This is a genomic window from Pseudomonas sp. FeS53a (assembly GCF_000931385.1).
Classification (GTDB): domain Bacteria; phylum Pseudomonadota; class Gammaproteobacteria; order Pseudomonadales; family Pseudomonadaceae; genus Metapseudomonas; species Metapseudomonas otitidis.
This window is the reverse complement of sequence record NZ_JYFT01000045.1, coordinates 106,137-128,736: the sequence shown is the minus strand read 5'-3', so window position 1 is coordinate 128,736 and position 22,600 is coordinate 106,137. Positions and strand designations below refer to the sequence as shown.

The 22,600-nt window shown below is 71.6% G+C and carries 14 protein-coding genes; 7 read left to right on the top strand and 7 right to left on the bottom strand.

Annotation, left to right across the window (positions count from 1 at the left end):
- Window positions 1-50 precede the first annotated feature (50 nt).
- The 6 genes from mnmC (at window position 51) to SZ55_RS13315 (ending at window position 10,094) form a co-directional block, all read left to right on the top strand.
- On the top strand, window positions 51-2,012 hold the full coding sequence (gene mnmC, locus SZ55_RS13340) for a bifunctional tRNA (5-methylaminomethyl-2-thiouridine)(34)-methyltransferase MnmD/FAD-dependent 5-carboxymethylaminomethyl-2-thiouridine(34) oxidoreductase MnmC (RefSeq protein ID WP_044406579.1): 1,962 nt from the start codon (window positions 51-53) through the stop codon (window positions 2,010-2,012).
- Between the two features lie 183 nt (window positions 2,013-2,195).
- Window positions 2,196-3,965, top strand: coding sequence for an N-acetylglutaminylglutamine amidotransferase (locus SZ55_RS13335; RefSeq protein WP_044406576.1), 1,770 nt, complete (start codon window positions 2,196-2,198; stop codon window positions 3,963-3,965).
- 5 nt (window positions 3,966-3,970) lie between these two features.
- On the top strand, window positions 3,971-5,734 hold the full coding sequence (ngg, locus tag SZ55_RS13330; protein WP_044406573.1) for an N-acetylglutaminylglutamine synthetase: 1,764 nt from the start codon (window positions 3,971-3,973) through the stop codon (window positions 5,732-5,734).
- Between the two features lie 60 nt (window positions 5,735-5,794).
- Window positions 5,795-6,988, top strand: coding sequence for an osmoprotectant NAGGN system M42 family peptidase (locus SZ55_RS13325; protein WP_044406570.1), 1,194 nt, complete (start codon window positions 5,795-5,797; stop codon window positions 6,986-6,988).
- Window positions 6,989-7,050: 62 nt separating this feature from the next.
- Window positions 7,051-9,804 carry a hybrid sensor histidine kinase/response regulator gene (locus tag SZ55_RS13320; RefSeq protein ID WP_044406567.1) on the top strand — a complete coding sequence of 918 codons (2,754 nt, stop codon included), beginning with the start codon at window positions 7,051-7,053 and terminating at the stop codon, window positions 9,802-9,804.
- A gap of 47 nt (window positions 9,805-9,851) precedes the next feature.
- Entirely contained in the window at window positions 9,852-10,094 is a 243-nt protein-coding gene (locus SZ55_RS13315) for a YheU family protein (protein ID WP_044406564.1), read from the top strand.
- Window positions 10,095-10,920: 826 nt separating this feature from the next.
- Here SZ55_RS13315 and SZ55_RS13310 read toward each other — a convergent pair.
- From SZ55_RS13310 to SZ55_RS13295, 4 genes are read right to left on the bottom strand one after another with little or no spacing between them, the layout of a single operon-like run.
- The gene (locus SZ55_RS13310; RefSeq protein ID WP_044406561.1) at window positions 10,921-11,796 is read right to left on the bottom strand and encodes an efflux RND transporter periplasmic adaptor subunit; all 876 of its coding nucleotides are present in this window, start codon (window positions 11,794-11,796) and stop codon (window positions 10,921-10,923) included.
- Between the two features lie 11 nt (window positions 11,797-11,807).
- On the bottom strand, window positions 11,808-12,008 hold the full coding sequence (locus SZ55_RS13305; protein ID WP_044406645.1) for a DUF1656 domain-containing protein: 201 nt from the start codon (window positions 12,006-12,008) through the stop codon (window positions 11,808-11,810).
- Between the two features lie 4 nt (window positions 12,009-12,012).
- A complete protein-coding gene (locus tag SZ55_RS13300; protein ID WP_044406558.1) occupies window positions 12,013-14,196 on the bottom strand; it encodes an FUSC family protein in 2,184 nt (727 codons plus the stop codon).
- On the bottom strand, window positions 14,196-15,644 hold the full coding sequence (locus SZ55_RS13295) for an efflux transporter outer membrane subunit (RefSeq protein ID WP_044406555.1): 1,449 nt from the start codon (window positions 15,642-15,644) through the stop codon (window positions 14,196-14,198). Before SZ55_RS13295 ends, SZ55_RS13300 begins: the two co-directional genes overlap by 1 nt.
- A gap of 258 nt (window positions 15,645-15,902) precedes the next feature.
- On the opposite strand from SZ55_RS13295, the gene SZ55_RS13290 reads away from it, so the two are divergent.
- A complete protein-coding gene (locus SZ55_RS13290) occupies window positions 15,903-16,847 on the top strand; it encodes a LysR family transcriptional regulator (protein ID WP_044406553.1) in 945 nt (314 codons plus the stop codon).
- Window positions 16,848-16,865: 18 nt separating this feature from the next.
- On the opposite strand, the gene SZ55_RS13285 is transcribed toward SZ55_RS13290, so the two are convergent.
- Genes SZ55_RS13285 through ptsP form a run of 3 tightly spaced genes read right to left on the bottom strand, consistent with a single transcriptional unit; the run spans window position 16,866 to window position 22,413 of the window.
- Complete coding sequence (locus tag SZ55_RS13285; protein WP_044406550.1) at window positions 16,866-18,593, bottom strand: fructose-specific PTS transporter subunit EIIC; 1,728 nt, start codon at window positions 18,591-18,593, stop codon at window positions 16,866-16,868.
- Window positions 18,590-19,546 carry a 1-phosphofructokinase gene (gene pfkB / locus SZ55_RS13280; protein WP_044406547.1) on the bottom strand — a complete coding sequence of 319 codons (957 nt, stop codon included), beginning with the start codon at window positions 19,544-19,546 and terminating at the stop codon, window positions 18,590-18,592. Before pfkB ends, SZ55_RS13285 begins: the two co-directional genes overlap by 4 nt.
- Window positions 19,546-22,413, bottom strand: coding sequence for a phosphoenolpyruvate--protein phosphotransferase (ptsP, locus tag SZ55_RS13275; protein WP_044406544.1), 2,868 nt, complete (start codon window positions 22,411-22,413; stop codon window positions 19,546-19,548). The genes pfkB and ptsP overlap by 1 nt, the downstream gene beginning before the upstream one ends.
- Between the last annotated feature and the right edge of the window lie 187 nt (window positions 22,414-22,600).

Here is a 22,600-nt window from a genome sequence, read left to right as displayed (position 1 = left end):
CGCCGATGCGATCGGCTACCATGCGCGCTTCGTTACAACCGGGGCGCCCCATGTCCGACTTCCATCACGCCCTGCTCGACTGGGACGAGCAGGGTCAGCCACTGTCCCGCGAGTTCGGCGACGTCTACTTCTCCCCCGAATCCGGCATGGCCGAGACCCGCCATGTCTTCCTCGACGGCAACCAGCTGCCGGAGCGCTTCGCCGCGCTGCCCGAAGGCGGTCGCCTGGTCATCGGCGAGACCGGCTTCGGCACCGGCCTGAACTTCCTCTGCGCCTGGCAGTTGTTCCGCGAGCAGGCCCCGGCCAGCGCCCGCCTGCACTTCGTCAGCGTGGAGAAATTCCCCCTCGCCCATGCCGACCTGGCCCGCGCCCTGGCACTGTGGCCGTCCCTCACCCCCCTCGGCGATGAACTGCTGCAGCAGTACCGCGCCATCAACCCCGGCTTCCAGCGCCTGCTGCTGGACGGCGGCCGCGTGGTGCTGACCCTGCTGGTGGGCGACGCCCTGGATTGCCTGCCGCAGCTGGACGCGCGCATCGACGCCTGGTTCCTCGACGGCTTCGCACCAGCCAAGAACCCGCAGATGTGGTCGCCCGAGCTGTTCACCCAGCTCGCCCGCCTCAGCGCACCCGGCGCCACCCTGGCCACCTTCACCAGCGCCGGCTTCGTCCGTCGCGGCCTCCAGGCGGTGGGCTTCGACATCAAGCGCACCCCCGGCTTCGGCAAGAAGTGGCACATGACCCAGGGCCGCTACAACGCCGCACCGGTCGCTACCGAACGCCCCTGGTACGCCCGCCCGCCGGCCCACCAGGGGCCGCGCCGGGCGCTGGTGATCGGCGGCGGGCTGGCCGGCTGCGCCAGTGCGGCCAGCCTGGCCGCGCGCGGCTGGCAGGTCACCCTGCTGGAGCGCCACGCCGGCCTGGCCGAAGAAGCCTCCGGCAACCCGCAAGGGGTGCTCTACCTCAAGCTGTCGGCCCACGGCACCGCGCTGTCGCGGCTCATCGTCAGCGGCTTCGGACACACCCGGCGCCTGCTGGAACACCTGCAGGCCAATGAGGACTGGCAAGCCTGCGGCGTGCTGCAGTTGGCCTTCGAAGACAAGGAGCGCGAACGCCAAGCCGCCCTCGCCCGGTCCTTCCCCAGCGGCCTGCTGCGCGCGCTGGACCAGGCCGAGGCACAAGCCCTGGCCGGCATCGCCCTCCCCGCTGGCGGCCTGTTCTACCCCGAGGCCGGCTGGGTCCACCCGCCAGCCCTGTGCCGCTGGCTCGCCGCCCAGCCGGGCATCGAACACGCCCTGCACCGGGAAGCCCTGGAGCTGGTGCGCCAGGACGGCACCTGGCAGGCCCGCGCTGGCGACGCCGTGCTGGCCGAGGCGCCCGTGGTGGTGCTGGCCGGCGCTGCCGAGGTGCTGCGCTTCCCGCAGACCACCGGCATGCCGCTCAAGCGCATCCGCGGGCAGATCACCCGCCTGCCCGCCACCCCCACCAGCGCCGCACTGGCCACGGTGGTCTGTGCCGAGGGCTATGTCGCCCCGGTGCGCCACGGCGAGCACACCCTCGGCGCCAGCTTCGACTTCCACAGCCAGGACCTGGCCCCCACCGCCGCCGAACACGCCGGCAACCTCGACCTGCTGCGGGAAATCTCCACCGACCTCGGCACCCGCCTGCACGCCGACCAGTTGAACCCGGAGCAGCTCCAGGGCCGCGCCGCCTTCCGCTGCACCACGCCGGACTACCTGCCCCTGGTGGGCCCGCTGTGCGACGCCGACGCCTTCGCCGAGGCCTACGCCGTCCTCGCCCGCGACGCCCGCCAGGTGCCGGACACCCCCGCCCCCTGGCTCGACGGGCTCTACCTCAACAGCGGCCACRGCTCCCGCGGCCTGATCACCGCCCCCCTGGCCGGCGAGCTACTGGCCGCCTGGCTCGACGACGAACCCCTGCCGCTCCCCCGCGACGTCGCTGAAGCCTGCCACCCCAACCGCTTCCTGCTGCGCCGGTTGATCAGGGGGCAGTGACGCCCCCGCTTTCCCGCCCGTCCCGTTCCGCCTTCGCCCCGATGCGCCGCCCCGGCCATCGGCGCGAGGGTTCGTGCCTGCCCGTTTATAACCAATCGATCTGAACCGATCGCACATACCCCTGTCGGACCTCTATGCACCCTCGCGGTGCACCCTCCCCAACGGACACACCGGTAAGGAACTATGTGCGGCATTTCTGGAGAACTACGTTTCGATAACCGACCCGCCGACCTGGCTGCGGTCGAACGCATCACCCACCACATGGCCCCGCGCGGGCCGGATGCCTGGGGCTTCCACAGCCAGGGACCGGTCGCCCTCGGCCACCGTCGGCTGAAGATCATGGACCTGTCCGATGGCTCCGCCCAACCCATGGTCGAGCCTGACCTGGGGCTGGCCATCAGCTTCAACGGCGCGATCTACAACTTCCCCGAACTGCGCGAAGAGCTGCAGGCACTGGGCTACCACTTCCGCTCCAGCGGCGACACCGAGGTGCTGGCCAAGGCCTGGCATGCCTGGGGCAAGGACATGCTGCCGCGCCTCAACGGCATGTTCGCCCTGGCGATCTGGGAGCACGGCAGCCAGCGCCTGTTCCTCGCCCGCGACCGCCTCGGCATCAAGCCGCTGTACCTGTCCTGCACCGGCGAGCGCCTGCGCTTCGCCTCCAGCCTCCCGGCCCTGCTCAAGGGCGGCGACATCGACGGCAGCCTCGATCCCGAGGCGCTGAACCACTACCTCAGCTTCCACGCCGTGGTGCCGGCGCCGCGCACCCTGGTCAAGGGCATCGAGAAGCTGCCGCCCGCCACCTGGCTGATGGTCGACGCCCAGGGCAACCGCGACCAGGCCACCTGGTGGAGCCTCGCCTACGACCACGAAGCCGACGAGGCCGGGCTGGAACTGACCGATTGGCGCGACCGCCTGCTGGCGAGCCTGCGCGAGGCCGTGTCCATCCGCCAGCGCGCCGCCCGCGACGTCGGCGTGCTGCTCTCCGGCGGGGTGGATTCCAGCCTGCTGGTGGGCCTGCTGGCCGAAGCCGGCGTGAAGGACCTGCTGACCTTCTCCATCGGCTTCCAGGACGCCGGGGGCGAGCGCGGTGACGAGTTCGAGTACTCCGACCTCATCGCCCGCCACTACGGCACCCGCCACCACCAGTTGCGCATCGGCGAGCACGAGATCATCGAGCAATTGCCGGCCGCCTTCCGCGCCATGAGCGAGCCGATGGTCAGCCACGACTGCATCGCCTTCTACCTGCTCTCCCGCGAGGTGTCCCGGCACTGCAAGGTGGTGCAGAGCGGCCAGGGCGCGGATGAACTGTTCGGCGGCTACCACTGGTACCCGCCGCTGGTGGACAGCCGCGACCCGTTCGCCACCTACCGCAACGCCTTCTTCGACCGCAGCCACGCCGAGTACCGCGACACGGTGATGCCCGCCTGGCAGACCGGCGACCTGGCCGGCGAGTTCGTCCGCGAACACTTCGCCCGCCCCGGCGCCGACGACCCGGTGGACAAGGCCCTGCGCCTGGACAGCACCGTGATGCTGGTGGACGACCCGGTGAAGCGGGTCGACAACATGACCATGGCCTGGGGCCTGGAAGCCCGCGTGCCGTTCCTCGACTACCGCGTGGCCGAGCTGTCGGCGCGCATCCCGTCGCGCTTCAAGCTGGGCGACGGCGGCAAGCAGGTGCTCAAGGAGGTGGCCCGCCAGGTCATCCCCCACGCCGTGATCGACCGGCCCAAGGGCTACTTCCCGGTGCCCGGCCTCAAGCACCTGCAGGGCCGCACCCGCGACTGGGTGCGCGAACTGCTGCTGGAAGGCGGCAACGACCGCGGGCTGTTCAACCGCGCCAGCCTGGAACGGCTGCTGGCCCACCCCGAGGAGGACCTCACCCCGCTGCGCGGCTCGCGCCTGTGGCAGCTGGCGGCCCTCAACCTCTGGCTCAACGAACAGGGAATCTGAACGACATGAAAGCCCACACCGGCCAGCCCTACCTGCACAGCCAGCGCCTGATGCGCGGCCAGGCCCCCTCCTACGAGCGCCTGCAGGCACGCCTGGCGGAAGAACACCAGACGCCCCCGGAAGACCCGGTGCAGATGCTGCACTGCGGCTGGGGCCGCCTGCTGCTCGGCCACACCTATGCCGACCCGGCCAGCCTGGCCCGGGAGCTGCTGGCCGAAAGCCCCGGCGAGCGCGACATCGCCCTCTACGTCGCCGCGCCCCAGCAGGTGCTGGCCCAGGCACCACAGCAGCTGTTCCTCGACCCCTCCGACACCCTGCGCCTGTGGTTCACCGACTACCGCCCGGCGCGCCGCGCCTTCCGTGGCTTCCGCATCCGCCGGGCCCACAGCGACGAGGATTGGCAAGCCATCAACCAGCTCTACCGCAGCCGCGGCATGCTGCCCGTGGACCCGGCCGCCATCACCCCGCGCCACCTGGGCGGTCCGGTCTACTGGCTGGCGGAGGMCTCCGCCAGCGGCCAGGTGGTGGGCAGCGTGATGGGCCTCAACCACCGCAAGGCCTTCCACGACCCGGAAGGCGGCTCCAGCCTCTGGTGCCTGGCCGTGGGCCCACAATGCACCCGCCCCGGCGTGGGCGAAGCGCTGGTGCGGCACCTGGTGGAGCACTTCATGAGCCGGGGCCTGGCCTACCTGGATCTCTCGGTGCTGCACGACAACCGCCAGGCCAAGGCGCTCTATGCCAAGCTCGGCTTCCGTGACCTGCCCACCTTCGCCATCAAGCGCAAGAACGGCATCAACCAGCCGCTGTTCCTCGGCCCCGGCCCGGAGCAGACCCTCAACCCCTACGCCCGCATCATCGTCGACGAGGCCCACCGGCGTGGGATCGAAGTGCGCGTGGACGATGCCGCCGCCGGCCTCTTCACCCTCAGCCAGGGTGGCCGCAGCGTGCGTTGCCGCGAGTCGCTGTCGGACCTGACCAGCGCCGTGAGCATGACGCTCTGCCAGGACAAGACCCTCACCCACCGCGCCCTCGCCCGCGCCGGCCTCAACCTCCCCGCCCAGCGCCTGGCCGGCAGCCGCGAGGAGAACGCCGCGTTCCTCGCCGAGCACGGCACCCTGGTGGTCAAGCCGGTGGATGGCGAACAGGGCCAGGGCGTCGCCGTCGGCCTGCGCCGCATCGAGGACGTCGAAGCCGCCATCGCCGAAGCGCGTCGCTACGACAGCCGCGTGCTGCTGGAAAGCTGCCACCAGGGGATGGACCTGCGCATCGTGGTGATCGGCTTCGAAGTGGTGGCCGCCGCCCTGCGCCGTCCGGCCGAAGTGGTCGGCGACGGCCAGCGCAGCATCCGCGCCCTGATCCAGGCCCAGAGCCGCCGACGCCAGGCCGCCACCGGCGGCGAGAGCCGCATCCCGCTGGACGCGGAGACCGAGCGCACCCTGCGCGACGCCGGGCACGGCTACGACGACGTGCTGCCCGCCGGCCAGCGCCTGGCCGTGCGCCGCACCGCCAACCTGCACACCGGCGGCACCCTGGAGGACGTCACCGGCGTGCTCCACCCGACCCTGGCCGATGCCGCCCTGCGCGCCGCCCGCGCGCTGGACATCCCCGTGGTGGGGCTGGACCTGCTGGTGCCCGCCGCCGACCAGCCCGACTACGTCTTCATCGAAGCCAACGAACGGGCCGGCCTGGCCAACCACCAGCCGCAACCCACTGCCGAACGCTTCGTCGACCTGCTGTTCCCGCTCAGCCGCCAACCGGGCACCCCCTGATCGTGCCGGGCGCCGGCCCCCACCGGCGCTCCGGCCCGCATGCCCCACAGAGGAGCCACCATGAGCCAGACCCTTCCCGATCCCGACCTCGCCTACCTGCAGAAGGTGCTGCTGGAAATGCTCGCCATCCCCAGCCCCACCGGCTTCACCGACACCATCGTGCGCTACGTCGCCGAACGCCTGGATGAGCTGGGCATCCCCTTCGAACTGACCCGCCGGGGCACCATCCGCGCCACCCTCGCCGGCCGCCAGAACAGCCCCGACCGCGCCGTGGCCGCGCACCTGGACACCATCGGCGCCATCGTCCGCCAGGTGAAGGACAACGGCCGCCTGGCCCTCGCCCCGGTGGGCTGCTGGTCCAGCCGCTTCGCCGAGGGCAGCCGGGTCAGCGTGTTCACCGAAACCGGGGTGATCCGCGGCAGCGTGCTGCCGCTGCTGGCCTCCGGCCACGCCTTCAACACCGAGGTGGACAGCATGCCCATCAGCTGGGACCACGTGGAACTGCGTCTGGACGCCTACAGCTCGACCCGCGCCGACTGCGAGTCCCTGGGCGTGTCCATTGGTGATTTCGTCGCCTTCGACCCACTGCCGGAGTTCACCGAGAGCGGCCACATCAGCGCCCGCCACCTGGACGACAAGGCCGGCGTCGCCGCCCTGCTCACCGCCCTCAAGGGTATCCGCGAGGCGCGGCTGGTGCCGCCCATCGACTGCCACCCGCTGTTCACCATCACCGAGGAGATCGGCTCCGGGTCCGCCGGTGCCCTGCCCTGGGACGTCAGCGAATTCGTCGGCATCGACATCGCCCCCGTCGCGCCCGGCCAGCACTCCAGCGAACACGCCGTCAGCGTCGCCATGCAGGACTCCTCCGGCCCCTACGACTACCACCTCTCCCGGCACCTGCTGAAGCTGGCCGAGCAGAACGCCGTGGCAGTTCGTCGCGACCTGTTCCGCTACTACCACAGCGACGCCCAGTCGGCGATCGCCGCCGGCCACGACACCCGCGCCGCCCTCCTGGCCTTCGGCTGCGACGCCACCCACGGCTACGAGCGCACCCACATCGACAGCCTGGAGGCCATGGCCCGCCTGCTCGGCGCCTACCTCATGAGCCCGCCGGTGTTCGCCAGTGACGCCAACACCGCCCAGCACTCCCTGGAGCCGTTCAGCCACCAGCTGGAGCACAGCGCGCAGATGGAGAACGACACCCGCGTACCGACGGTCGGCAGCCTCCTCGGCAAGGGCGAAAACGACGCTTGAAGGCCATCGCGCATACGGGCAAAGTGCCAGGCCACAGGCGATAACAACTACGAGGTCAACGGATGCCTCGCCTCTGTCTGGCGCTTCTGCTCCTGTGCGTCATCGGACCGGTCTGGGCGCTGCAGGGCGCCCCCCTCGACCGTGATGAACTACGCCTGTCCCTGAGCCCCTTCGCCGCCTATGTCGAGGACCCCGACGGCAGCCTCGGCGCCGAGCGGGTGCGCCAGCTGCCCGACGAGGCCTTCACCCCCGTCCACGGCGAGCACGCCAACCTGGGCAAGAACGCCTCGGTGTGGTGGTTCAAGGTCCGCCTGGTCAATAGCCGCCCCCACCCGGTGGCCGGCTACCTGGAAGTCAACTACCCGCTGCTGGACCACATCCGCCTCTACGCCTACGGCCCCGACGGCCGCGTCAGCGAGCAGGAAACCGGCGACAGCTTCGCCTTCGCCCAGCGCCCGGTGCAGGTGCGCAACTTCTGGTTCCCCCTGGAGGTACAGCCGGGGGTCAGCACCGTGCTGCTGCGGGTGGAGAGCACCAGCACGCTGTTCCTGCCGCTGTTCTTCAGCACCTACGGCGCCAGCGCCGCCGCCCAGGAGAACTTCATGGGGTTCAACGGCGCCTTCTACGGCGTGCTGTTCGCCATGTTCTTCTACAACCTGTTCCTCTACCTCTCGCTGCGCGAGTCCGCCTACCTCTGGTACCTGGCCTACAACCTCAACGTCGGCCTGCTCGCCGCCTGCTTCGACGGCATGCTGTTCAAGCTGCTGCCCGAACACGTCGCGCTGCAATCGGTGAGTATCTACATCCTCATGTACCTGCACTGCCTCACGGCCGTGCAGTTCAGCCGCCACTTCCTCCACGCCCGCGCCTACTTCCCGCGCCTGGACAACTGCCTGCGCGGCGCCATGCTACTCACCCTGCTGGCCTTCGCCTCCGCCCCGCTGGTGGGCCTGGCGGCCTGGAACATCCTCGCCAGCCTCACTGTCTCGGCGGTGTCCCTGCTGCTGCTGGCGACAGGCGTCTATGTCTGGCGGCGCGGCGTGCGCTACGGCTCCTACTACACCCTGGCCTGGGGGATCATGCTGTTCGCCTTCATCCAGGCCACCACCGGTTCCCTGGGCGTGGAGGTGCTGGGCATCTTCGGCGCCACGGCGGTGAAGATCGGCGTCACCATCGAGCTGATCACCCTCTCCATCGGCCTCGCCGACCGCATCAACACCCTCAAGGAAGAAGGCTACCGCTCGCGCCAGGCCGCCGAGCAGGCCCATGTCGAGAGCCGTGCCAAGAGCCGCTTCCTGGCCAAGATGAGCCACGAGATCCGCACCCCGCTCAACGGCGTGCTGGGCATGCTGCACCTGCTGAAGGAAACCTCGCTGGACCGCACCCAGCGCTTCTACGTCGACACCATCTCCAGCTCGGGGACCGCGCTCATGGCCGTGATCAACGACATCCTCGACTACGCCCGCATCGAGTCCGGCAAGCTGACCCTGGAGCACATCGAGTTCGACCTGGAGCAACTGGTCTCCGACGCCCTCAGCCTGTTCACCGCCCAGGCCCTGGACAAGCGCCTGCGCCTCTACGTCAGCCTGGAGAACGGCGTACCCCGGCGCGTCCAGGGCGACCCCACGCGGCTCAAGCAGATCCTCATGAACCTGCTGAGCAACGCCCTCAAGTTCACCGCCGAAGGCCACGTCGCCCTCAACGTCAGCCGCCGCAACAACAGCCTGGGCGAACCGCGCCTGGTGTTCGCCATCAGCGACAGCGGCATCGGCATCCGCACCGAATCCCTTTCCCAGCTGTTCGACTCCTTCGCCCAGGGCGACTCCAGCACCACCCGCCGCTACGGCGGCAGCGGCCTGGGCCTGGCCATCAGCAAGGAGCTGGTGGAGATGATGGGCGGCCGCATCGAAGTGCAGAGCACCCCCGGCCAGGGCACCCGGTTCTCCTTCGACCTGCCCCTGCAGGCCGTGGAGGAAACCGACGAGCTGCCGGCCCTGCTGAACGGCCGCACCGCCCTGCTCACCTCCCTCGACGGCCTCGGCCTCGACACCCTCGGCCGCCTGCTGGGCCGCTGGGGCATGCGCACCGAGCGCTGCCAGGACCCGGAGCGCCTGCGGGACTACCTGGAAGACTTCGCCGTGCCGCCGCTGCTGGTGCTCATGGCCCCCTGGCCAGGCAGCGTCACCCATTGGCTCGACAGCCTGCGACCCAGCCTCGCCAAGGGCCAGCGCGTGCTGCTGCTGTGCCCGCCCGAACAGTGCCAGAACCTGCCCCCCAGCGAGGGCCTGCACCTGCTGGCCATGGCCCAGCCGCTGGCGGTGCTGCCGCTGCGCCAGGCCCTGCTCGACCTGTACCACGAACAACCGGCCACGCCGGCGCCCGCACCGGCACCGCAGCACCCCGAGGCGGACCGCGCGCCCTGCGTGATGGTGGCCGAGGACAACCCGGTGAACCAGCTGGTGGTCCAGGGCTTCCTCAAGCGCCAGGGCTACCGGGTGCGCACCGTGGCCAACGGCGTGGCCGCCGTGGCCGAGTACGAGCGCGACCCGCAGGGCATCTCGCTGATCCTGATGGACTGCGAAATGCCGGAGATGGACGGCTTCGAGGCCACCCGCCGCATCCGCGTGCTGGAGCGCAACCGCCACCTGGCCCCGGTGCCCATCGTCGCCCTCACCGCGCACATCTTCGACGAACACCGCGAAGCCGGTGCCGCCGCCGGCATGGACGACTTCCTCGGCAAGCCCCTCGACGCCCATCAGCTCTACACCACCCTGGACCGCCACCTGGCGCGCCAGCGCGTGGAAGACGAGAGCTGAACGGCCACAGGTGCTACGATCGCGCCCCCGCTCCACGAGGCCCACCCATGCTCATCCCCCACCACCTGCTGGAACCCGAGACCCTGACCCGGCTGATCGAGGACTTCGTCACCCGCGACGGCACCGACAACGGCGACGAGACCCCGCTCGACACCCGCGTCGCCCGCGTGCGCAAGGCCCTGGAGAAGAAGCAGGCGGTCATCCTCTTCGACCCCGACAGCCAGCAATGCCAGCTGATGCTGCGCAGCGAAGTGCCCAGGGAACTGCTGGTGGAAGACGAGGACGAGTGAAGCGCCGGCTCGACCACCTTTCCCCGGGCTGAAGCCCGGGCTACGGCCGATCACGCACACGCCTCCGGGCGAATGAATTCGCCCCTACAGGTTTGCCCCATTCGCCGGGCACACGATCCCCCGGAAGCACCCGTAGCCTGGGCTTCAGCCCAGGGCCACGCCGGCATCCCCGGTGAAATGCCCAATTGAAGCATCGGCTCACTTCGTCCCGGGCTGAAGCCCGGGCTACGGCCCGCCACGCCAACGCCTCTAGGCGAATGAATTCGCCCCTGCAGGCTTGCCCCATTCGCCGGGCGCACGATCACCCGGTAGCACCCGTAGCCTGGGCTTCAGCCCAGGGCCACGCCAGCACTCCCGGTGAATGCCCAAGTGATGCTCCGGCTCCCGCCCTCCCCGGGCTGAAGCCCGGGCTACGGCCCGCCACGCCCGCGTCACTGGGCGAATGAATTCGCCCCTACAGGTTTGCCCCATTCGCCGGGCACACGATCCCCCGGAAGCACCCGTAGCCTGGGCTTCAGCCCAGGGCCACGCCGGCATTCCCGGTGAAATGCCCAAGTGACGCACCGGCTCCCGCCCTTCCCGGGCTGAAGCCCGGGCTACGGCCCGCCACGCCCACGTCGCTGGGCGGATGAATTCGCCCCTGCAGGTTTGCCCCATTCGCCGGGCACACGATCCCCCGGAAGCACCCGTAGCCTGGGCTTCAGCCCAGGGCCACGCCGGCATCTCCGGTGAAATGCCCAATTGAAGCATCGGCTCACCTCTTCCCGGGCTGAAGCCCGGGCTACGGCCGATCACGCTCCGCGTCGCTGGGCGGATGAATTCGCCCCTACGGGTTTGCGCCATTGGCCGGGTGCACGATCACCGTGGCGGTGATGCCGGCGGCCAGGAGCACGCCCTCGGGCACCTTGTCGATGTGGATGCGCACCGGCACCCGCTGGGCCAGGCGCACCCAGTTGAAGGTGGGGTTCACGTCGGCCACCAGCTCGCGGCTCTGGGGGTTGTCGCGGTCGTAGATGGCGCGGGCGATACTCTGCACGTGGCCTTCCAGACGCTCGCCGCTCATCAGCTGCAGCTCCGCCGGGTCGCCCACGGCGATGTGCGGCAGCTTGGTCTCCTCGAAGTAGCCGTAGACCCAGTAGGACGCCTCGTCCACCACCGCCAGCTTGGCCTCGCCGATGCGCGCGTAGTCGCCGGCGTGCACGGTCAGGTTGGTCACGTAGCCGTCCACCGGCGCGCGCACGTCGGTACGGGCCAGGTTCAGCCGGGCCGCCTCCAGGTTGGCCTGGGCCTGCTGGTAGTCCGCCTCGGCGGCCAGCGCGGTGTTGCTGGCATCGTCCAGGCTCTCGCGGGAGACCACCTGTTCGTCCATCGCCGCGCGGCGGTGGGCGCTGAGCCGGCGCATGTCCAGCACCGCCTTGCGGGCGTTCACCTGGGCTTCGGCCTGCTTCACCGCCAGGCGGTAGTGCTCGGGGTCGATGCGCATCAGCAGGTCGCCCTTCTTCACCCGCTGGTTGTCGGCCACCGGCACCTCCACCACCACGCCGGACACATCCGCCGCGACGTTGATGATGTCGGCGCGCACGCGGCCGTCGCGGGTCCAGGGGCTGTCCATGTAGTTCACCCAGAGGGTGCGGCCGATGAACACGGCCAGGAGCAGGACGAGAAGGGTCGCCAGCAGGCTGAAGACGGATTTGAGGGTCATGGTGGGCTCGATCAACGGTAGACGAACAACGAAAGCCCGCCGAACAGGCAGGCGAACAGGCTCACCCGGAACAGCACCGGGTGCCAGGCAAAGCGGTACAGGCCGGCGGCGGCCAGCACCCGGTCCAGGGCCCAGCAGGCCAGCGCGGTGGCGATGAACAGCAAGGTCAGGGTCGGCATGTAGACGCCGTGGAAGGCGATCTCGCGGGGCAGGCTGTCAGGCAGCATGGGCAGGCGCTCCGGCAGGGGCGGACCCGCGCAGGGGCGACTGCGGGTCCAGCAGGGAGGTACGGATGAAGTGCAGGTAGCTGAGCACGCGGCGCAGTCGGGACTGCTCGAAGTCGGCGCCGCCGGGCTCCTCGGTGGCGCGCACGGCGTCGATGGCCTGTTCCACCGCCAGCCGGGCCCGCTCCAGGTTGCCCAGCCCCGGTTTCATGAACAGCCGCGCCAGGGCCCGGCCCATGGCCCGCACGGCCTGGCGCCAGGGCTGGTCCTCGGCGTAGCACGGCGCTGCCGGCAGCAACGCCTGCTCGCGGCGCAGCTCCAGCACCGCGTGGCCCACCTCCAGCACCTGGAAGGTCCAGCGCAGCAGGCCGCGCTGCACCTCGGGCCGCCCGCTGGCGACGCCGTAGGCCTGGTTGAGCAGGTCCCGCGTGCCGCTGTCGAACGCCGCCGGCAGCAGCTCGCCGCGCTCGCTGGTGGCCAGCACCACGCGCTGGCGCAGGTCGCGCTCCAGGCGCCGCCAGAGCCAGGCACTGGTGGGCGGCAGGATCACTGCCGTGACCACCGCCGCCAGGGCCTGGGCGAGGATCAGCGCCAGGTACTCGTTGAGCATGCGCCCCGGGTCGTAGACCGTGAGGTTGGCCGGGATCGCGCCGAAGCTGAAGAACACCAGCAGCCCCAGGCCGTAGCCCGCCCACTGTGGGCGCACCGAAAGGAAGGCGCCGAAGGCGAACACCGGCGCCACCGCCAGGGCCAGCAGCGGGAAGCCGTCCAGGTGCGGCAGCACGAAGAAGGTCACGGTGAAGCCGAGGATGGCCGCAAGCACCGTGCCCATGGCCATCTGCATCGCCATCCGCGCCGGGTTGGGCGCCGCCGAGACCAGTGCCGCCACGGCAGCGGCGTTGAGCACGAAGCTGCTGCCGCTGGGCCAGGCGGTCTCGATCCAGAACAGGCCGAACACCAGCACCATCAGCGCGGTGCGCGCCCCGGCCACCAGCGCCGCCAGGGAGCTGGCCTTGGCGGCGAAGGACGGCTTCCAGTTCTCCCGCTCGTGGCGGTGGGACGCCAGGGACGCATGGGTGCGGGTGTAGCCCTGCAGCTCATCGGCGAAGCGGTAGAGCAGTTCGGCGGCGGTGTCGAAGTCCAGCCGCTGGGCCTCGTCGGCACCGGCGGCGAGCAGCCGGGCGCGGGCGTCGCGGATGCGCTGCTTGAGCTGCTGGCGGCGGTCTTCCAGGCGCTCGGCCAGGGCCAGGGCGTCCTGGTCGGTGAGCGGGCGTTCGCGCCAGGGCCCGAGCACCTCGCGCACGCCGGCCAGGCACGGCTCCAGGGCCTGCAGCACCGTGCCGTCGCCCTGGGCCCGCAGCCGTGCGAGCAGCTGGTGCAGGGCGTGGTAGCGGGTGGTCAGCGCCATGAACTCGCTGTTCAGGCGTGACAGCCGGCCGCTGCGCAAGCGCATGTGCGGGTCCTCGAAGCCGGTGGCGCTGCGCAGCGCCTCCAGCCCCACCGCCTGGCTGGCGAAGGCCACGTTGGACGCCTCGAAACGCTGGCGGTCGCCGCCGTCTAGGTGCTCCAGGACGAACGCGGCGAAGGCGCCGAAGCGCTGGTAGAGGGCGTTGCGCATGGCCGCGCTGGAGGTCTGCGGGAGGATCAGCGCACTCACCAGGCTGGCGCAGCCGATGCCCAGGGCGATTTCCAGGATGCGCCACAGCGCCTGCATGAACGCCGCCTCCGGGTGGGTGGTGGCGGGCAGGCCGATGAGGGTGGCGGTGTAGCCGGCCAGCACGCAGGCGTAGGAGCGGAAGTCGCGGTAGCGGGTCGCGCCCACGGTGCACAGGCCGATCCACAGCGAGGACACCAGCAGGAACAGCACCCGCTCCTGGGCGAACAGCGCGATCAACGCCACCATCACCGTCAGCCCCACCAGGCTGCCGAGGATGCGGTAGAAGCCCTTCGCCAACACCTGGCCGCTCTGCGGCTGCATGACGATGAACACCGTGATGGTCGCCGTGCTCGGCTGCGGCAGCTCCAGGCGCATCGCCAGCCACAGGGTGACCAGCGCCGCCAGCAGCACCTTGCCGATGTAGACCCAGGTGACGCCGTCGCTGCGCGCCCACTCGAAGAAGGCCCGGCGCCAGGCCTCGGCATCCGGCAGGCGCAGGCCGCCGTGGGAGGCGGCCATCAGCGTGCCTCCGGGGTGCGCAGCGGCACCCGCTCGGGCAGCAGGTGGGCGTCATCCGGCGCCTGGTCCGGCTCGCCCAGGCCGCCACCGAGGGCGATCACCAGGCCGGCGTGGGCCGCCAGGCGACCGGCGTGGACCTGCTGCGCCACCTCCTGCTGCTGGAACAGGCGGGTCTGGGCGTTGAGCACGTTGAGGTAGTCGGTCAGCCCGCCCTGGTAGGCCTGGGTGGCCAGTTCGTAGGTGTGCTGCGCGGCGGCCACCGAGTCATCGGCCAGCTGCTGCTGGCGGGCCAGACTGCGCACGCGGATCAGTTGGTCGGACACGTCCCGCAGGGCCTGCACCAGGGTGCCGTTGTAGCGCGCCACGGCCGCGTCGTAGGACGCCGAGGCTTCGCCCAGCAGGGCCCGGCGCCGGCCACCGTCGAAGATCGGCAAGGACAGCGCCGGGCCGATGCCGTAGTTGAATTTCTGCCCCCGGAGGAACTCCAGCATGCCGCCGCCCACGGCGTTGTAGCCGACGCTCGCCACCAGGTCGACGTTGGGGTAGAAGTCGGCCTCCGCCGCGTCCACCCCACGGGCTTCGGCAGCCACCTGCCAGCGGCTGGCCACCAGGTCCGGGCGGTGCCCCAGCAGCTCCACCGGCAGGCGCGCCGGCAGGCCCGGCTGGGCCGCCAGGGACAGGCTCGGGCGGCGCAGTGCGGCCGCCGCACCGGGCCCCTTGCCGGCCAGGGCGGCCAGCTGGTTGCGGCTGAGGGCGATGGCCTCCTCCACCGCTTCCAGGCGGCGGCGGGTCTCCGGCAGCGGCACCTCGGCCTGGCTCACCTCGAACTGGGTACCGAGGCCCCCGGCCAGGCGCCGCCGGGCCAGGTCGAGAATGGCCTGCTGCTGGTCCAGCAGCGCCTGGGCGATGTCCCGCTCGGCGTACTGCAGGGACAGCTGCACGTAGGCGCGCACCACGTTGCCCTCCAGCTCCAGCTGGGCCATGCGCGCCTGGGCGGCGCTCATGCGGGCGAGGTCCTGGTAGTGCTCGGCGATGCTGGACTCGCGCCCCCAGAAGTCGAAGGCGTAGCTCAGCCCCAGGGCGGCATCGTTGTTCCAGGTGGTGGTGCGGGCCAGCTCGCCGGGGCCGTAGAAATAGTCCGTGGGCCAGCGGTGGCGGCTGAGGGACGCCTTGGCGTCGACCTGGGGCGACTCCACCGCCTCGGCGGCACCGGCCAGGGAGGCGGCCATGCGCACCCGCGCGCGGGCCTCGGCCAGGCTCGGGCTGCCGGCCAGGGCCTGGTCGATCCAGGCGTCCAGCTGCGGGTCGCCGAAGGCCTGCCACCAGCGCTGCCGGGGCCAGCCGGCATCCTGCCCGGCCTGGGCGATGGCGGCATCCAGCTGCAGGTGGTCGGGGGCCAGGCGTTGTTCGGAGGGGGCGATGCCCTGGGTGGAAAGGCAACCGGCCATTGTTGAAAAAATGACAACGGCGCTGGCGGACCTCAGTCCTCTGGCGAGACGACGCGGCACGGTGGGGTGTCCTGGGATGGTGTGGCTGGATTGGAGCGGAGAGCGGGCACCGACGGGTGCCCGGTGGAGCAGATTCTAGGGATCGGCCCGCACCGGCATAAGCGGGGCATTCGGTGAATGACTATTACCGGATCAGTAACAATCCGCCGGCCCGGCCGCGTGATAATGGCGCCCCCAGCCCTCACCCCGAGCCGCCCCATGGACACCCTGCAGACCATGCGCGCCTTCAGCTGCGTCGCCGACACCGGCAGCTTCACCGCCGCCGCCCAGCAGCTGGGCACCACCACCGCCAACATCTCCCGCGCCGTGGCCCACCTGGAAGGCCACCTGAAGGCGCGCCTGCTCAACCGCACCACCCGGCGCATCGCCCTGACCGAGGCCGGCCAGCGCTACCTGCTGCGCTGCCAGCAGATCCTCGCCTACGTGGAAGAAGCCGAAGCGGAGGCCGGCGACGCCCATGCGCGCCCGGCCGGGCGGCTGCGGGTGCACTCCATGACCGGCATCGGCCAGCACTACGTGATCCGCGCCATGGCCGGCTACCGCCAGCAATACCCCGACGTGAGCTTCGACCTGACCCTGGCCAACCGGGTGCCGGACCTGCTGGACGAAGGGCTGGACGTGGCCATCGTGGTCGCCACCGAGCTGCCCGACTCGGGGCTGGTGTCCCAGCGCATCGGCGCCACCTACAGCATCCTCTGCGCCTCCCCCGGCTACATCGCCGAGCGTGGCGCCCCGCGCACCCCGGCGGACCTGGCCCAGCACGAGTGCCTGCTGCTGATCAGCCCGGTGATGCCCTTCGACCGCTGGCACTTCGTCGGCCCCGACGGCGAACAGATGATCACCCTCGGCAACCCCAGCTTCCAGGTGAACGTGGGTGATGCCATGACCGAGGCCATCCGCTCCGGCATGGGCATCGGCGTCCTGCCGCTGTACTCGGCCATGGACGGGCTGCGCGACGGTTCCCTGGTGCCGGTGCTGCCCCACTACCGCCTGCAGTGCCTGAACATCTACGCGCTCTACCCCTCGCGCCAGTACCTGGACGCGAAGATCAAGACCTGGGTGACCTACCTGCGCGAGACCCTGCCCGACGCGCTGCAGGCCGACGAGGTGGAGCTGGCCGGGATCCGCGCCCGTGCCGGTTGAGCGGCGCGGGCGACGGGCTCAGGCGCCCGCCTTCTCCAGCACCAGGTCCGGCGCGGCGGCGGGCTTGAGCAGCGCGTAGAGCACGGCGGTGAGCAGGCTGCCGGCGACGATGGCCAGCAGGTACGGCAGCACGTGGTTGATGGCGTTGGGGATGAGCAGCACGAACAGCCCGCCGTGGGGCGCCATCAGCTTGCAGCCGAAGTACATGGACAGCGCCCCGGTGAGCGCACCGCCGGCGATGCTGGCCGGGATGACCCGCAGCGGGTCCTTGGCCGCGAAGGGAATCGCCCCCTCGGAGATGAAGCACAGCCCCAGCACCAGCGCCGCCTTGCCCGCCTCCCGCTCGCTCTGGGCGAACTTGCGCCGCGCCAGCAGGCAGGCCAGGCCCAGGCCGATGGGCGGCACCATGCCGGCAGCCATGGTGGCGGCCATCGGTGCGTAGCTCTGGGAGGCCAGCAGGCCCACGGAGAAGGCGTAGGCGGCCTTGTTGATCGGCCCGCCCAGGTCCACGCACATCATCCCGCCCAGCAGCACACCGAGGAGGATGGCGTTGGTGGCGCCCATGCCGTCGAGGAAGCGGGTCAGCGCGGCGAGCATGCCGGCCACCGGCGTGCCCACCACGTAGATCATCACCAGACCGGTCACCAGGCTCGCCAGCAGCGGGATGATCAGGATCGGCTTCAGCGCCTCCAGGCTCTGCGGCAGGTGCAGCCAGCGGTTGATGGCGCGGGCGCAGTAGCCGGCGATGAAGCCGGCGACGATGCCGCCGATGAAGCCCGCCCCCAGGGTGCCGGCCAGCAGCCCGCCGATCATCCCCGGCGCCAGGCCCGGCCGGTCGGCGATGGAATAGGCGATGTAGCCGGCCAGCAGCGGCACCATCAGCTTGAAAGCGGTGTCGCCGCCGATCTGCATCAGCGCAGCGGCCAGGGTGCCCTGCTCCTTGAACGCCTCGATGCCGAAGACGAAGGACAGGGCGATCAGCAGGCCCCCCGCCACCACCATTGGCAGCATGAAGGACACGCCGGTGAGCAGGTGCTTGTACAGACCCTTGGCCTCGCCGCCCTTCTCCGCCGCACGCGGTGCAGGGCCGGAGGAGGCCTCCGTCTGCAGCTCGCGGGCTTCGGCCAGGGCGCGCTCCAGGGTCGCCTCGGCCTGCTTGAGGGCCACGCCAGTGCCGCAGCGGTAGACCCGCTTGCCGGCGAAGCGCGCCAGGTCCACCTCGATGTCGGTGGCCAGCAGCACCACGTCGGCACGGGCGATGGCGTCCGCCGGCAGCGGATCACGGGCGCCCACCGACCCCTGGGTTTCCACCAGCAGGTCGTAGCCCAGGCGCTGGGCGGCCTGCTTGAGGGCCTCGGCAGCCATGAAAGTGTGCGCCACCCCGGTCGGGCAGGCGGTCACCGCCACCAGGCGCGGGCGCTGGACGCGGGCGCCGACCTCGGAGGGCTCGCGCAGGGCCGCACGGGCCTCGGCGCGGCGCAGGAAGTGCTCGGGCGCCTGCAGCGCCTCCACCGGGCTGGAGAGGAACACCCGCTTGCCGCTGAAGCGCGACAGGTCCACCTCGCCGGTGGCCACCACCAGCACCCAGTCGGCCGCGGCCAGGTCGGTGGCGGACAGCGGCGCCCCGCCGGGCATCTCCACGCAGGTGCTCCAGCCCAGGCGGCGGGCGGCGGCGTCCAGCAGGCGGGCGCTGATCAGGCTGGTGACGGCCCCGTTGGGGCACGCCGTGACTAGGGCGAGTTTCATCGGGAGACCTCGTGCTGTGCGGGGGCATCGACCAGGGTGACGGCGCCTTCCAGCGCGGCCAGCTGGGCCCGGTCGTGAATGCCGAAACCGATCTGGGTGACGGCCTGGGCGGCAATGGCGGTGGCGTGGCGCAGGGTCTGCTGCGGCGACCAGCCGCTGAGCAGGCCGTGCAGCATGCCGGCCAGCAGAGAATCCCCGGCGCCGACGGTGCTCGCCACCTGCACCCTGGGCGGACGGGCTGCCAGCACCCCGCCCGGGTTGAACCAGCGCACCCCGTCGGCGCCCAGGGACAGCACCAGGTGCTCGATGCCCATCGCGTGCAGGCGCTGGGCCTCCAGGGCCTGGGCGGCGGCGTCATCCAGGGGGTGGCCGCAGGCGTCCGCCAGTTCCTCCTCGTTCGGCTTCACCAGCCAGGGCGCGCAGTCGAGCCCGGCCCGCAGTGCCGCGCCGCTGGTGTCCAGCGCCACCCGGACACCCAGCCCGCGCAGGCGCTGCAGCAGCGTCCGCAGCCAGTCCGGGTCCACGCCCCGGGGCAGGCTGCCGGCAACCACCACCAGGTCGTGGCCAGGCACCAGTCTGTCCAGCCGCTCCAGCAGCGCGGCCCTGGCGGCCGCGTCGACCTCGGGGCCGGGGCCGTTGATGTCGGTGATGCGGCCGTCGTCCTCGGCCAGCTTGAGGTTGCTGCGGGTCTCCCCGTCGACGCGGACGAAGGCATCGTGGAAGCCGCGCCGGGCGAACAGCGCCTCGAACGGCTGGGCATTGTCGGCACCGAGGAAGCCGGCCACCGACAGGCTGTGGCCGAGGTCGGCCAGCACCTGGGCCACGTTGAGGCCCTTGCCGGCGGCGTGGGCCACCAGGGCATCGCCCCGGTTCACTGCGCCCGGTACCAGCTGGCGCAGGCGCAGGGTGAGGTCCAGCGCGGGGTTGAGGGTCAGGGTGAGGATGCGTGCCATCAGAATCGCTCCGCCAGTTCGCGCACGGCTTCGGCGCTCTCGGCCTGCAGGGCCACGGCGGCCAGTTCCTGGGCGGCCGCCTGGCTCATGGCGCGGATGCGCGCCTTGATTTCCGCAATGCTTCGCGCGGACACGCTCAGCTCGTCCACCCCCAGCCCCACCAGCAGCGGCACCGCCAGCGGGTCGGAGGCCAGTTCGCCACACACGCCGACCCACTTGCCGTGGGCATGGGCGGCGCGCACGGTCATGTCGATCAGCTGCAGCACCGCCGGGTGCAGGCCGTCGGCCTGGGCGGACAGGGTCGGGTGGCCACGGTCGATGGCCAGGGCGTACTGGGTCAGGTCGTTGGTGCCGATGCTGAAGAAGTCCACCTCGCGGGCCAGTACCGGTGCCAGCAAGGCGGCGGACGGCACTTCCACCATGATCCCCAGCTGCACGTCGGCATGGGGCAGCTCGTCCAGCAGCTCACGGGCCATGTCCCGCGCCTGGCGCCACTCGCCGACGCTGCCGACCATGGGGAACATGATGCGCAGCGGTCGGCCCTCGGCGGCCTGCAGCAGCGCGCGCAGCTGGGTGCGCATCACCTGCGGGCGCTGCAGGGTCAGGCGCACGCCGCGCAGGCCGAGGAAGGGGTTCTCCTCGGTGGGGATGGGCCAGTAGGGCAAGGGCTTGTCGCCGCCCACGTCGAGGGTCCGCGCCACCAGCGGGCGCCCGTCCAGGGCGTCGAACACGCGGCGGTAGTCGGCCTCCTGGGTGGCCAGGTCGGGAGCCTGGGCGTGGGCCATGAAGATGAATTCGGTGCGCAGCAGGCCGATGCCTTCGGCCCCCTGGGCCACGGCCGCCGCCGCGCCCTGGGCGTCGCCCAGGTTGGCGCAGACCTCCACTGCATGGCCGTCGCGGGTCACCGCCGGCTCCAGCTTGTGGGCCTCGGCCTCGCGCAGCAGGCGCTCGCGTTCGCTGCGCTCCTGGCGGGCACGCTCCAGCAGCGCCGCCTCGGGTTCCACCACCAGGCGCCCTCGCCCGCCGTCCAGCAGCAGCATGGCGCCCGGCGCCAGGGCCAGGACCCGCGCGCCCGCGCCCACCAGCGCCGGGATGCCCAGCGCCCGCGCGACGATGGCGCTGTGGGAGGTGGCGCCACCCCGGGCGGTGAGGATGCCGGCGACCCGCTCGCGGTCCAGGCGGGCCACGTCCGAGGGGGCCATTTCGTCCAGCACCAGCACGTAGGGCTCGCGGGGCTCGGGCACCTCCTCCACGCCGCACAACTGGGCCAGCACGCGCCGGCCGACGTCGCGCAGGTCGGCGGCACGCTCGGCCAGCAAGGCATCCTGCAGGGCTTCCTGCTGCCGGGCCGCCTCGCCGATGACCGCATTCCAGGCGGCGGCGGCACTCTCGCCACGGACCAGGCGCGCGTCCACGTCCTCCACCAGGGAGGGGTCGGCGAGCATTTCCAGATGGGTGACGAAGATCTCGCGGATGGCCTTGACCTCGCTGCGCGCCACCAGCGCCTCGATCTCGCCCCGCACATGGGCCAGGGCCTGCTCCAGGCGCTGGCGCTCCTGCGCCGGGGACTCGCCCCGGGCCGGGTAGTCGAAGGCCCGCGCCACACGGACATGGGCCGGGCCGATGGCGATGCCGGGGGACGCCGACACGGCCGCCAGCACCTCGCCGGGCTGCGGTGCAACGGCCTCGGCAGCGGGCGCCTCGGGCGCTTCCGAGGGTGCCTCGGGTCGCGCTGCGTCCAGCGGCTCCACGGTTTCGCCGAGGCCGGCCAGGATGGCGTCGCGCAGGGCCGGCAGGGCCTCGTCGGCGATCGCCGGTTCGGCCAGCAGCTCCAGCACCTGCCCCCGGCGCACGCCCAGCGCCAGCAGTTTGCTCAGGCTGCGGGCGCTGACGGCGGGCTGGCCGCTGTCGGCGACACGGATGCGGATTTCCCCGGCAAAGGCCTTGGCCGCCTGGGCCAGCTCCTTGGCGGGGCGGGCATGCAGGCCGTGGGCGTTGGCCAGGGGCACACGCAGGCTCGGCCAGTCGGCGATGGAGTCACCGCCGAGGGTTTCCAGCAGTGCACGGCTGGAGACGGCGTGCACGATCTCGCCACCGCGCCCCTCCACCAGCAGGCTGCACAGGCGCTCCAGCAGCGCCTGGTGGGCATCTCCCAGGCTCGCCAGGCAGAACAGGCCGGCCAGGGGCTGGCCCTGGTACTGCAGGGCCGCCGCCGGGGCGACGAAGGCCAGGCCAGGCCGCTCCACGGCCTGGTCGGTGTCCAGCCACCAGAGGCCGTCGCCCAGGGGCAGCGGCTCGCGCTGCAGCAGGGCCGCCGCAAAGCCCTTGTCGACGCACCCGGCGCGGCGCAGCAGGCGGGCGCCTTGCAGGGCCAGTTCGTCGAGGTCTTCGGCCTCGCTGCCGAGGGCGATCAACTGGTCGTCCAGCGCCAGGTCACGGGGGGCGCCCTGGAGCAGCTGGAGGATCGCCTCGGGGCTCTCGGCCGCGCGCAGGGCCTCGCCCAGCTCGCCTTCGCCGAGGGCGCGGGTCAGCAGTTGCAGCAGGCGCAGGTGCTCGTCGGACTTGGCGGCGATGCCGATGGCCAGGTACACGCGCTGGCCATCGCCCCACTCCACGCCGCCTGGGAAATGCAGCAGGCGTACGCCGGTGGCGTGCACCAGGTGGCGGGTCTCGGGGGTGCCGTGGGGAATCGCGATGCCCTGGCCGAGGCAGGTGGAGCCCTGCGCTTCGCGGGCCTCCAGCGCGGCCAGGTAGCCGTCGGCGGCCAGGCCGTCCGCCACCAGCCGCTGCGCCACCTGGCGCAGGGCGTCGGCCTTGTCCGACGCGGCCAGGCCCATGGACACCTGTCCGGGGGTCAGTTCGAGCATGCGTGCCTCCAAACGGGCCTCGGGGCCCTCTTGTCGTTGTGCCATCTGCATCAGCTTAGGTGCTGCCTTCCGTCACGCCGGGCAGGTGCGTGCGGTCCGTGACCACGCCAGGCAGGACGTGGAAACATCTGGACAAGAGCCTTGCTGAATCGTTTCACTAAGCGTGGGCGGCACGGTAACCGATATC